Origin of the sequence: Streptomyces liliiviolaceus, from assembly GCF_018070025.1 — a bacterium.
GTDB lineage: Bacteria > Actinomycetota > Actinomycetes > Streptomycetales > Streptomycetaceae > Streptomyces > Streptomyces liliiviolaceus.
On sequence record NZ_JAGPYQ010000001.1, the window covers coordinates 7,642,508 to 7,655,537 of the forward strand.

The following is a 13,030-nucleotide window of genomic DNA, read 5'->3' on the forward strand; positions in this document are numbered from 1 at the left end:
TATCGGCGAGACAGCGGTGCCTACCAGAGTGCTTCAAATTGACGAGCGATTCGTTCGTTGACCTGGTTCACATATTTTTTCTCCTGGTTGTGGATGGGTCGTCGGCGGATCACTGCGGAAGGCGGAGCGCGCGGGTCAGTCTGCCCAGGCGACTGACCAGACGCTCCACCTCGGCATGGGCGGAATGGTCGGGAGGCAGCGCGGTCCGTTGGTCGTGGGCGAGGTGGCGCAGAGCCTCCAGGGCTTCACCAGCCGAACCTGAGGCCGCCAGGAGGGTGGCGATGTCCCGGCGGGTCTCCAATACCTCCAGATCCAGCGGGGGAAGCACCTCCTTCTGGAGATCGAGCGCCTCGCGAAGCTCCAGGAGGGCGGCGGAGTTGTGCCCGAGCCGGCCAAGGCAGCGGGCTGCCATCACCCGGCAAGCCGCGAGGTCCGCGTCCGGCGCGGAACGAGTCGACACGAGGGTTTCCGCGAGCTCCAGGCAGCCCTCGCGTACCGCTTGCAATTCCTGCGCTTCGAATTGCAACCGAAGGATGGCCAGTCGGCGGGAAATGACCTCCGGATGGGAGGAGTCGAAACGGGGCAGCACCTCGTTGAGATCCTTGCCCAGCAGCTCCAATGCCTGTGACAACCGTCCTTCTGCCACAAGGCGTTGCGCGCGCTCGCGCAGGTCCACCGACTCCGCAGGCAACCTGGCCCCGGAGGTGGACGGCGGTTGCGCTGGCCGAACGAGAGGTTGTGCAGTTGCGAGCGGGGTCGTGGCGTGTTCCGGAACGGGTGCGTGCGCTTTGTCCGGAGGAGGATCGTTCGGAAGGTCGGTGCCATCGTGCGGCAGGCGCGCGGGGGCTTTGCCGGGCCGCCTCGGAGTTCCGGTGCGGGTGGCCTTCGGCACGGCCTGCTCGGCCCAGGGCGCGAGTGCCTCCCGGACTTCGGCTGCATCCGCGGGTCGGTCCTCCGGGTGCTTCGCGAGTAAGCGGGAGACCAGGTGGCACAGTTCGGCTGGTGCGTCGTCGCGCAGCCGATCTAGGGGTACCGGAGTATTGGCGATGTGCTGGACCACCAGGGCCAGCGGCTCGTCGGCCGTGAACGGCGGTCGGCCGCCCAGGATCTCGTACAGCACGCAGCCCAGTGCGTACAGATCGCTGAGGGGAGTGGCCGCCTGCCCCTTGCCTTGTTCTGGAGAGATGAAGCCCGGGGTTCCGGCCACCATTCCCGCGTCGGTCAACCGTGGCCCGTCCGGTGGTTGCAGGGCGGTGGCGATACCGAAGTCGAGGACGCGTACCGTGCCGTCTGTTGTGAGCATCACGTTGCGAGGCGTCAGATCCCGGTGGACGAAGCCGCGTCCGTGAGCCTGGACCAGCACGGAGCACACCTGGGCGCCCACCGCGGCGGCCCACTCCACGGGAAAGGGTCCGCGCTGGGCCACCAGCCGGTCCAGCGTGTGTCCGTACACGCGCTGCATGACCAGATAGAGCCGACTCGCTCGATGGGTGCCCGCATCATGGATGACCGGTACGTACGGGTGCTCCAGCTTGGCCATCAGTCGTGCTTCTCTGGTGAAGCGGACGACGGCGGGGTCCTGCGGATCAAGCCTGCGTGGCACCTTGGAGACAGCCGTCCCTGGTGTCAGCAGTTTCACCGCCACAGACCGGTCCAGCCGCTGATCGTACGCCGCCCACACCTCGCCCATGCCACCTCTGCCGAGCAGCTCCGCCAGCTCGTAGCGGCCGTCGATCAGTTCGCCCTTCGCCAGGTGATGGTCCCTCATCGTCTTCCCCGCGCCCTTTTGTCGACCCGGGTTGCCAGCGGTCGCGCACAGGCCGGGAATCGGAGTGGGCGCGCAATGTCCATGCCCGGGCCCGGGACGGAATCCCACGGTGTGTCAGGTGCGGACGCAGGAAGATGCGGGGCCAGGAGGGACTCCACCGAGGTGGCGTCAGTGTGCCGCTCGCCGGGGTGCTTCGCGAGGAACCGGAGGACCAGATCTTCGAGGTCTGGTGGGACGTCGTGGCGGAGTGAGGCGAGGACCGGAGGCGAACTGGTCCGGTGCGCCAGCATGACGAGCGCTGGTATCGGGGCGGTGAACGAGGGCTCTTCGGTCAGTATGAAGTGCAGTAAGCAGCCCGGCGAGTGGAGATCGACACAATAGTCGGCGTGAGAATGGGGACTTCCTTCGAGATGCTGCATCACCTTCCCTCCACCGTCGTTGTGCACTGGCGCGACGTAGGGATGGCCGGCTCCGGCGACAGAGGCGATCTCACGCCGGGAACGCCGACCGATGCGCTGTCCCCGAGCCATACGGGGGCCTCCCCAAAATGTGTACATAACCGGTCCGTCCCGGACCATCACGGTGCGTGCATGGTCGCTGACGATCCTAGGCCAGCACGAGAGAACCGGAGAGCGGACGAGTAAGCCGAAAGTCTGGAAGCTGCCGAATACTTCTCCAATGCCCCGCTTCATGAGAGTTGAGTGCCCCTAGGGGCGGTGTACGGCCTACGGCGCTACGCCGTATTCAAGGGGACCGGACAGAGTGCTGGGGCCTTTCACGGGGGCTCCGCAGCTACGGGTTCGGGGCAGGTCACGGGTTAGCAATATTGACCCTTGTGTTGTGTGCCCTGTTGTCCGTGTTCTGAAGCACGGCCCCTGATGATGTATCAAATTAGCAACCTCCTCCTCCAGACGAAACCAGTCGCCTGAAGGCCGCTTTCCATTCAGGTCCGGCCGCAAGTCGTCATCCGGCACACGGGCAGCCCGCGCATGGGGCGGCCACGCCAGCATGGATTCCGCAGTCGTGCAGGAGAGCAGAGTGCAGCGGAGGGTGAAGCCCATGGCCAAGTCCACGGAGGAGCAGAAGCGGCAACGAGCCGCCAAGTGCGCTTTGCGCTCGGCCCTCGAAGCCGAAGCGGATGACCGGCGACGCCGCGAGCGGGATGAGCAGTGGAAGCGAGAAGGAACACGCCTCACCTGGGCGGAGTACGCGGCTGGTGAGCCCTGCCGCGGTTGCGGACAGCCCATGACGGATGAACTGGGGAGCTGGCCACCCCTCATGAAGTTGTCCGAGGCGGAGAAGCGCGAGTACGAGGAAGCCGATAAGAAGTTCCGCGAGCGGCACGCCGACTGCCGGAACTCCCGGTGGACCGTCAGCGGATCTCGGTTAACACACTGCTGTTTCTGTTGCCCACCGCCGCCGCTGGGGCCGAAGCAGGTGGAGAAGCTCGCCAGACTGTTCGCTTCTGGGCCCTCACGGGAGGAGCGCAAGAAAGACCTCGATAGTTGGGATCTGACTCTTCGTTGCGACCACGTGGTGGCCTGCATTCAGCATCGCGAGAACACCCACGTTTCCACACGTGTCGTCGAGTGCCCAGAGTGCGGAGAGCGCCGCGGCGTAGTGAGTAGCGAGCGGGCAGGGCCCGCCTACCGCGATGACGAGACCATCCGTGAGCGCGCGGCAGCCAGCCGAGAGCGGCTTGCCCAGGAACTGACAGCCGCCGAGGCTAAGCTGACTCGTCAGCAGAAGAATGCGGCGGCGACCCAACGGCGCATCGCCGGGCTCCAGGAACAGCTCGGCAGTGAGCCCTGATGACACGAAGCCCAGCCAGCAGCACCGCGCCATTCACTGGCTTCGCTTGCAACGGGTTGCCGGCCGGGAACCCTCGTGAACGTACCCCGTTCTCCTCGAAGCCACTCGGTACAGAAGCCGAGGGACCCATTCAGGGGGTTTGCCACACGTCCGCGGCATTTTCGGCCACTCACCGGCGGCGCCCGGCTGCGCCGCGTAACCTCACGGGCATGGGGGCATCAGCATCCGGTGCAGGTCAGGACGCCGGCAAGGAGGCGCGGCGGCTGGACGCGTACACGTACCTGAGCGCGAGCGAGCGGCTGGAGCACATCGCGATCATGCGGGTCTTCTGCGGAACGCTGCTGGCGGATCTTGCCGTCCCGGACATCCTGACGAAGCTGCATCACAGCAGTGGTTGCGCCGCGGGACTCGACGCCGACACCCTCACGGTCCGGCTGGAACAGCTGGTGCAGTGGGGGAACCTGCTGCGCAGCAGCCACACGGTGAAGGCGTCCACCATCAGCGAGTACCAGCGTTCCCGCTCGCGCTACCAGCTGTCGAAACTGGGCGAACGCATCCAGCGGGACGCCGATGGGGTCCTGGCCGAGGCTGACGCCGCCCGCGAGGTGAGCAACGAACTGCTGGCCCTCGTCGAGCGCGGGCTGCGTGAGCTGGCCGACCTCGTGACCGCGCCGGGCGGCGTCGAGCCGCAGGACGGACTGGAGCGGATCAGCTCGCTGTTCGTGCAGTTCACCGAGTTCGCGGACTCCATACGCGACTTCTACGCCTATCTCGGCCAGGTGCTGTCCCGCTACGACCTGGACAGCGCCGAGTACCAGGGCTTCAAGGAGCTGCTCCTGGACTACGTCGAGGCAATCACGGAGGACGTGGCATTCCGTGCGCCCCGGATCTCGGCGACGTTGGACATCCTGTGGCCGCGCATCCCGGCTCTGCTGGATCGGCTGGACGCCCACGCCCAGGGGCTCACCGGGCTGACGGCGCAGGGCGAAGGACGCCTGGAGGTCCGGGTGCAGCGCAGCCGGGGCCGCGAGTTCACGGACTGGGAAGGCATGCGCGGCTGGTTCAGGGACACCGATGGTCAGGGCAGCCAGGTCGATCAGCTGCGGGACGCCACGCTGCGCGCGTTGCAGTCACTGCTCGCCAACGCCAAGCGGATGCTGCGATCGGCCACCGGGGAGATGTCCCGGCGCAAGGATCTGCTACGGCTCGCCCGCTGGTTCGAGGAGGCGGCGCCGCAGGACGCCCACGACATCGCCGTCGCCGCTTTCGGTCTGTACGGCGCCCGACACCTGGGCATCCCCCCGGCCACCGACGAGGTGGTGCCCGCCTATACGAGCTGGTGGACCGGTCCGGTGGTCGAGGTGCCGGTGGCTCTGCGAGAGAGGGGCAGCCGTTCCCAGCGGGGCCGGCCTTCCGCGGTGGAGGACCATTCCGCGCAGAAGGAGCGGTTGCGGGAGGCCGCCCGGCAGCGGGCGGCGGCCAGGACAGCGGCGGCGGACGAACTGCGCAGCGCGTCGGGTCGGTTCGCCGATGTACGACTCACCTCGGCGGCGCTCGGGCTGCTCTTGGAACTGCTGGCCACGGCACTCGGGAACGCTCAGCTCAGGCGACTCGCCGATACGGACGGGGAGGGGCCTGCGGGCTTCGGACTCGACTCGGCGCGCAGCGAGGACGCCGAACTGGGCATCCGGCTCACCGTGCTTCGGGTGGCGGGCGCGCGGACGGTGCTGTACTCGGCCGACGGTGACCTGCTGCTGGACGACCTGGAGCTGGACATCAGCCGTATCGCAGCCGCAGTCGACGGTGAAGGAGCTCGCGACGGTGAAGGCGTTGTTGGCAGCGAGGCCGAGGTGAGCGTGTCATGACCCTTCCCTCGGCTCACGACGTGGCCTTGGCCGCCGAACGCCGTACCGCCGCCCGGCTGTTGCTCGCCCACCCCCTGGTCGCATCGAACGGCCCGCATGCCGACCTCTTCCCTCTGATCCGCAGGCATGCCGACTGGCTGGGCAAACGGTTCCAGCAGGTGCTCGGCTACCGCCTGTTGGTCGATGGCTCGTTCGCCCGGCTGTTCAAGGCGGGATTGGGAGCGGGATCGGGTCGCAGGCTGGAGCGTTCCAGCGGCACCCCGTTCACCCCGCACACGTACGCCTGTCTCGCGCTGGCCCTGTCTGTTCTGGTTACCGCGCCCGAGCAGATGCTGTTGTCGCACCTGGTCGCCGACATCAGGGCCGCTGCCGCTGACGCGGGGATCGAGCTGGAGGAGACGGGCCGGGCGGCCGGGAAGCGGACCCTGGTGGCGGCTCTGCGCCGGCTCGTCGAGTGGGGTGTCCTCGTCGAGACCGAGGGCCAGGTGGCCGCGATCGCGCAGGAGGCGGGCGGGGAGGCCCTGATCACGGTGGACCGGGAGCTGGCACGCGTGGTCGTCGCCGGCCCGCTCGCGCAAGCGCGGGACGGCGCCGACCTGGTGCGGCGGGCGGCGGACCCGGGGTTCAGCGGGCCGCGCACCTACGTGCGCCGGATGCTCGTGGAGACACCTGTTGTCCACCTTGACGAGCTGACCGATGCCGAGCGTGACTGGCTGCGCACCCGGCAGCGCCGGGAAGCCCAGGCTTTCTCCGAACTCCTGGGTCTGGAGATGGAGATCCGGGCCGAGGGCGTGGCTCTGGTGGACCCCGAGGAGGAGCTGACGGATCTGCACCTGCCGGGCACCGGAACCGTTGCACAGGCCGCGCTGCTGCTGGTGGAACGGCTCGTGGAACGGCTTCGGCCCCAGGAACCGGGGCATCCGGCGACCGGCGGGAGGCTCGTCATCGGGGTAGCCGTCCCGGACGGCCTGGTGGACGAGGTGGTCACCGAGCTCATCGCCGAGTACGGGCAGCGCAGCAACTGGCAGCGCGGCTACCTGGAGGACCTTCCCTCCCTGCGGGAGGCCGTACTGGACCTGTTGGTCCGCATGCGGCTGATGGCCTGTGCCGGGCGGCTGCGCGCCGAGGGAGAAGGTCTGCCGGAGGGGTACGTCGAGGAGGCGTCGCAAGGACGCACGGTGACCGATGTCCATGGCGCACGGCCCGGCGGCGAGGGCTGGGTGTTGCTGGCCGCGGCGGCACGCTACGCCACCCTCGTGACCGTGCGACCGGCTGCCAAAGCTCGCCAAGGAACCGATGTGCAAGAGGAGTTGCCGCTATGACCACCGACGCGCGTGGCCTCGTTCCGCTGCCGCGTTCCGGCCCCGCGGCAAACACCACCCCCGCGACCACCACCGGCACCCGCTTCCGACTGCACCGGGCAGGCATCCAGAACGTCTGGCAGTACGACGCCCAGGAGTTCTCCTTCGGCGAAGGACGGCTGCTCCTGCGCGGCAAGAACGGCGCGGGCAAGTCCAAGGCCCTGGAGATGCTGCTCCCGTATCTCCTGGACGGCGACTCCCGGGCACTGGACGCAACCGGCACCGGCCGCACCACGCTCCCCTGGCTGATGCTGGACGGGTTCGAGCAGACCAATCGTCTCGGGTACCTGTGGGTGGAGTTCCGGGGCACGGCCGACGACGGCGGCCAACGTTTCCTGACGCTCGGTGTCGCCATCCGTGCCTCGAAGTCGACGCAGAAGGCGCTGCCGACGTTCTTCGTCACCCCGCTGCGGATCGGTGAGGATCTGCACCTGGTCGACGGTGGGAAGCCGTTGCCGGTCGACCGGCTCAAGGAGCTCGTCGGCTCCGACAACACGACCGAGCGTGCCGTCATGCACCGCTCCCGGGTGGCCCGCGACCTGTTCGGCATCACCGACGCGACGCGCTACCGCAACCTCACCCAGCTCCTCCACCGGCTGCGGCGCCCCACGGTCGGGGACCGCATCGAGCACGGCGGCCTGGCCTCCCTGCTGAGCGAGACCCTGCCAGCGCTCGACGAAGACGTGGTCGAGAAGGTGGCACGCAACCTCCACGACCTCGACGCCGTACGGGACGAACTCGGCCGCCTGGAACGCACCGACACAGCACTGCGCACGTTCCTCACCAGTTACCGCGGCTACCTGGCCGGAGTCCTGCGCGCCTCCGCGCAGCGAGTCAGCCACGAGCTGGGCGTCCTCGCGCAGCGGCGCCGGGTGGCCGGAGACGCCGCACAGCGGACGAGCGACCTGCGGACGCAGGAGGAGGAGGCGAAGGGCCGGCTGGAGACCCTGCGCGAGGAGGAACAGGCCGCCAGGACCGACCTGGCCGCCTTGCATGCCAGTCACGCCTACCGCAGCCTGCGCGAACTGTCGGAACGCCGCGGCACGGTCGAGGCGCTGCACACCGCCGCCGTGGCCGCCTTCACCACCCTGCGCAACGCGCACGACACGGAGGAGAGCACGGCGGAGCGGCTCGCCGAAGGGGTCGAACACCTGGGGAGTCGGCTGGCCGAGCTGGGAACCGAACACCGCGAGCTGCTGACGCACGCGGAGAAAGCCGGGCTCCCCACCGGTCATCTCGGCGAGGCGATGGCCCTGTCACGCACCGCCCTGTCCCAGGCCGCCGAGGCGGAGCTGACGACTCCGGACGGGGAGACGAGCACCGTACGGCACCGGTCGGCAGCCCGCGTGAACACGGCCACCACGCGGGAGGGGCTGCGGTCCTGGCAGAACCAGCTGGAGGACGCCGAGACGGTCGCGAAAAACCGGGCCCGTATGGTCCAGGAAGTGAACCGCCTCATCTCACGGGCGGATGCGGCCCGCGCCGGAGCGGCTCAGGCCGATGCCGAGCGGGAACGGCTGGAGGGCGAGGCGGAAGAGACCGCCGGCCGTCTCGACGTCAGCCGCCAGAATGTGGCCGAGGAGAGCGACGTCTATGCGGGCAGTGTCGCCGAGTGGACAGCGCACACGCGGACCGTGCTGGGGCCCGACTGCCCGCCGCTGGACGCCGTCCATGCCACGGTCGGCCACGAGACCTCCGCCGACGCACCGTTCGCGGACCGCACGCTGCCCCCCGACATCGACAGTCAGGCGTGGCGAACCGCCCAGACCGCACTCGAACCGTACGGCGAGGAACTCACCGCACGCCGGGACGCACTGGCGCTCGGCGCCGGCCGACTCAACGAGGAAGCCGACCGCCTGACGAAGCAGAAACGGGACTGGGAGCAACGTACCGACCCCGAGCCGTCGGCCCCGCACCATCGCGTCGCCGAAAGGACGCCGGGCAGCGGAGCACCCTTCTACCGGCTCGTGGACTTCGCGGACAACCTGGCACCGGCCGACCGAGCCGGTCTCGAAGGGGCGCTGGAAGCAAGCGGAATCCTGGACGCGTGGGTAGGCGCGGACGGCATCCTTCTCGACCCCCGCACCCGGGACACCCTCCTCCAGCCCGGTCCCGCTCTGTCCGACGGACCGACTCTCGCATCGGCGCTACGCCCGGCACCTGAACCGGGGTGCGGTGTGACGTCCGAGCGCGTGGAGGGTCTGCTGGCCGCTGTCGCACTCGCACCGGCAGCACAGACCACCACACACAACGCGGTCTACTACGACGGCAGTTGGCGTCTGGGCGTACTCAGCGGCCGTCACGACAAGGGCGACACCGAGTACGTGGGGGCCGCCGTACGCGCAGCGACCCGGCGCCGCATCCTCGCCGAGCTGGAGGAGCGGATCACGCGGACGAAACAGCGGCTCGCCGACGTCCGCGCCGAACTCGCCGTAACCGATGCCATGCGTCGGGCTCTCACACTCGCCGAACGGAACTTCCCCCGGGCACAAGATCTCGCGAAAGCATGGAGCAGGGCCGAATCAGCCGACAAGGCCCTGCGTGACCTGACCGTCAAGGCGACCCGGGCGGCACGGCAGGCCGAGGAGGCCCGCGCTCTCGCGGTGTCGGCGCGTGCCGAGGCGGACGCCACCGCGACCGCCCACGACCTGCCCGGCGCCCCTGACGCACTGGACCGCGTACGCACCGCACTGGCTGCCCTGCTCAGCGGTGTGGGGCATCTGCGCAGGGCGGTCGGCGGCACGGGCGAGCGGCTCGGCGCGAATCAGACGGATGCCGAACGGTACGAGCGTGCCTGTGAGGATCGCCTGGTCGCGGAAGAGAGCTACAAGGTCCATCTCACCCGACTGCGCACCGCTGAGCAGGACCTGCGGACCCGCGAGGAGGCCATCGGATCGTCCGCGGAGGAGATCCTCACCCGCGAGCAGGAGACCAAGCAGCGCATCGCGAACGCCGTCCGCGCCCTGCCTGGGGCTGGGCGAGCCCGCGACGACCTCCACGACCTGCGCGTGCGCGCGGAAGAGGACGAGAAGCGTCTGCGCGGGACCCTGGCGGACCAGGAGACAGCGGTCATCGACACCGGCGGCGCTCTGCGCAGCGCTCTCGGCCGACCGGAGGTGGTACTCGGCGCCGGACTGGACCGGTCCTCGCTGCCCGAGTATGTGTCGGACGATCCCAGTGTGGACGTCCGCAGCCGTCTGCGCGCGCTACGGGCTCTCGCCGACGCCGTGGAGCAGGCCCTCGGCCGTCCGAAGAACGAGGTGTCGGACAGTACCCTGCTCAACCGGCACACCGATCTGCGCGACCAGCTGGCCGGCGGATTCGACGCACAGCTGGAGGAACGCGACGGGATCAAGGTCTGCCGACTGGTCGACGACCACGGGTCCCATGACGTCGCGGCCGTCGGCGAGCGGATCGCGGGCCAGGCTGCGGAGGCCCGAGGACGGCTCACCGAACGCGAACGCGAGGTGTTCCAGCGGTTCCTGACCGGCGAGCTCGGCGACCATCTCTCAACTCAGGTCATCACCGCGGCGAACCTGATCGCGGCTCTCAACGACACCCTGCGGACCGTGCGCACCTCCCACGGTCTCGGCGTCGAGCTGCTGTGGAAGCTGGACGAAGACGTGGACGCGGACGTCCGGGCAGCCGTGGACCTGCTGCGCAGTCCGTCGAGCCTCCGAACGCGCGAGGAGACCGAGCAGCTCCGCGAAGTCCTGCAACGCCGGATCGAGGACGCCCGACGGGCCGATCCCTCAGCCGGTTACGCCGCCCACCTTCGGACCGCGCTGGACTACCGCGACTGGTTCCGCTTCCACACCTTCGTGGTCGAGGACGCGGCTCCGGGTCGCCGTAGGAAGCTGACCGGCCGGACCGGGCTGAGCCAGGGCGAACAGCGAGTGCTCTCCTACCTCGTGCTCTTCGCCGCAGCCGCCGCCCACTTCACCAGCCTCGCCGAGTCGGCACCGCACGCGCCACGGCTGATCCTCCTGGACGACGCCTTCGCCAAGGTCGACGAACCCACCCACGGTCGACTGGGTCGTATCCTCGTCGACCTCGATCTCGACTTCGTCCTCACCAGCGAACGACTCATGGGCAACTGGCCCGAGGTTCCATCCCTGCACATCTACGAGTGCCTGCGTGATCCCCATGTCCGAGGCGTGGCCACCCTGCACTACACCTGGAACGGCCGCCACCGGCGTCTGGTATCCGTGTGAGCACACTGCCCACCGCGACCCGCGAATGGCTGACGGGTCCCGGGCTCACCCGGCTCTGGTCGAGCGTACGCAAACGACTGGAGAGCAACGGCGTACAGGCCACCGGCTCCCTCCGGCTCACCGCGATGAACCTGCAAGAACGCAACGACCTGTCACTCCTGCTGGGCAAACCTCTCACCGGTGCCGCCGTGACGGTGCGGCTCGACATGCTCGACGCACGGCTTCGCGCCTCGGCGGCCGGACTCGGGCTGAGACAGACCCTGGAGGAAATCGGACCGCCCCTCGCCAACCGCCGCGCTGCCCGGGCAGACGAGACGGCGCGGCGGGAGCAGGTGTGGTCTTCTCTCGCTTCATCACTGGACGCCTCCCCACTCGTCGGCCAGGAATGGCCCCAACAGTGGTACGACCTGGTGCGCCGGGCCGGCGTTCCGCGAGGAGTGACACCCGAAGCAGCGGTCTGGACACTCCAGCAGGCGGTCCAGATCCTCACCACCCTCCTCGGACCCGAGCGCGGCGGTGCACGCGGCCGAGGTGAACTCGCCGCAATGGCGACCGGCTCCGCGCACGGCCTGGACGACGGCACCTGGCTCGCCCGCCTCGTCCAACGCGGTGTCGCCCTCGCCCACGGCACCGAGTTCCCCGACAACGCGGCCGGTCGACGCGCTCTGTGGCGGCTGGTCTCCGTCACTCCGGACGAGGTCTCCAGCACGGTGCTGACGTACGGACTGCGACCCGAGGGCGAAAGCTGGCGGGAGCGGGCTCTGCGGGAGCGGGCCGAGCATCACGCCGAACTTCACGTCACACCACGCGACCTGCATGACCTCCAACTGCAACTCCCCGCCGCAACGCTCATCCACATCTGTGAGAATCCGCGCGTGGTGGAAGCCGCAGCGGACGCGGCCTGCGTCCAGCCACTCGTGTGCACTTCCGGCAGCGCCGCCACGGTGGTCTTCACGCTTCTCGACACCCTCGCCGCCACGGGCTGCCGCTTCGCGTACCACGGCGATTTCGACTGGCCGGGGATCGCTCTGGCCAACCGGGTCATCCGCCGCTACGAAGCCCAGCCGTGGCGCATGAGCACTGCGGATTACGAGCACCTGGCCGCTCGCAGCCAGGCTGAGGGCACCCCTCAACTGGCACTCGCCGGCCAGCCTGTCAGCGCGGACTGGGACCCGGATCTCGCCCCTGCCATGACCGCCCTCGGCGTCGCGCTCCACGAGGAGGCCACTCTCGATCTCTTGGTGGCCGACCTGTCACGCCAGACGTAGAGGGACATCGGCGTCGTTCCGAACTCGCGTGGGTTGTCAGTCCTTTTCTGCATGATTGACGCCAACACCTGATACATCGCCGCGCCCAGGTCGCTCCGACCAGAGGATCACGTCACGGGTACGGTGCCGACGATTGGAGCCCGATGGCCGCCGCGGAATCACGCTCGTCTCTTCCCTTCGATTTCCTGCGTACGGCCATCGCGCAGGCGTCCGGCGATTCCGGGCCGTCATTTGACAGCACCCAGCCCACACCGCACAGGCACGCCCTGTCCAGACCAGATAGGGCGGCTCCCTGCTGTGGGAGTATCCCTCGGACGGCTCTGGGACTTCCGGCTGCACCGCCGAGAGCGTCACCAGCCCTCAACACCCCGCCTGCAGTTGCCATGTGGCTAGGGCCTGACGTGCCCAAGAGTCGCCTGACGACCCATCAGAACGAGCGTCAAATGAGCGTCACGGGCGTCATTTCAGCGTCAAGATACCGCCCGTAACGCCCACACCACACATAACGCGCACGCGCAAAACCCCAGCTCAGGCGCCCTTCGCCACCGGCTCCAGGATCGCCACGCACTCCACATGATGCGTCATCGTAATCCATCAGAGGTATCAAGAGAGACGCCAGGCCAGAACGGATGCATTGGCCCGCCCGGAGCCGTGGCGAGCCCCAGAACCTCCAGAGCAGACCAGTTTCGACGGGCGTCTCGCAGGCCAGCCAGATACCCATCAGCAGTCGCAGTCTGCGGGG

At 68.8% G+C, this 13,030-nt stretch carries 6 protein-coding genes; 5 read left to right on the forward strand and 1 reads right to left on the reverse strand.

The window, feature by feature from the left end; translation table 11 throughout:
- Positions 1-109: 109 nt before the first annotated feature.
- A complete protein-coding gene (locus tag J8N05_RS32525) occupies positions 110-1,768 on the reverse strand; it encodes a serine/threonine-protein kinase (protein WP_210889138.1) in 1,659 nt (552 codons plus the stop codon).
- Positions 1,769-2,827: 1,059 nt separating this feature from the next.
- Between J8N05_RS32525 and J8N05_RS32530 the strand changes: the two genes are divergently transcribed.
- The 5 genes from J8N05_RS32530 to J8N05_RS32550 all read left to right on the forward strand — a co-directional run bounded on the left by J8N05_RS32530 (position 2,828) and on the right by J8N05_RS32550 (position 12,288).
- On the forward strand, positions 2,828-3,580 hold the full coding sequence (locus tag J8N05_RS32530) for a hypothetical protein (RefSeq protein WP_210889139.1): 753 nt from the start codon (positions 2,828-2,830) through the stop codon (positions 3,578-3,580).
- Positions 3,581-3,789: 209 nt separating this feature from the next.
- Positions 3,790-5,445 carry a TIGR02677 family protein gene (locus tag J8N05_RS32535; RefSeq protein ID WP_210889140.1) on the forward strand — a complete coding sequence of 552 codons (1,656 nt, stop codon included), beginning with the start codon at positions 3,790-3,792 and terminating at the stop codon, positions 5,443-5,445.
- Positions 5,442-6,767, forward strand: coding sequence for a TIGR02678 family protein (locus J8N05_RS32540; RefSeq protein WP_210889141.1), 1,326 nt, complete (start codon positions 5,442-5,444; stop codon positions 6,765-6,767). The genes J8N05_RS32535 and J8N05_RS32540 overlap by 4 nt, the downstream gene beginning before the upstream one ends.
- Positions 6,764-11,020, forward strand: a complete 4,257-nt coding sequence (locus J8N05_RS32545) for a TIGR02680 family protein (RefSeq protein ID WP_210889142.1) — start codon at positions 6,764-6,766, stop codon at positions 11,018-11,020. Before J8N05_RS32540 ends, J8N05_RS32545 begins: the two co-directional genes overlap by 4 nt.
- Entirely contained in the window at positions 11,017-12,288 is a 1,272-nt protein-coding gene (locus J8N05_RS32550; RefSeq protein WP_247706602.1) for a TIGR02679 family protein, read from the forward strand. The genes J8N05_RS32545 and J8N05_RS32550 overlap by 4 nt, the downstream gene beginning before the upstream one ends.
- The last annotated feature ends 742 nt before the right edge of the window (positions 12,289-13,030 follow it).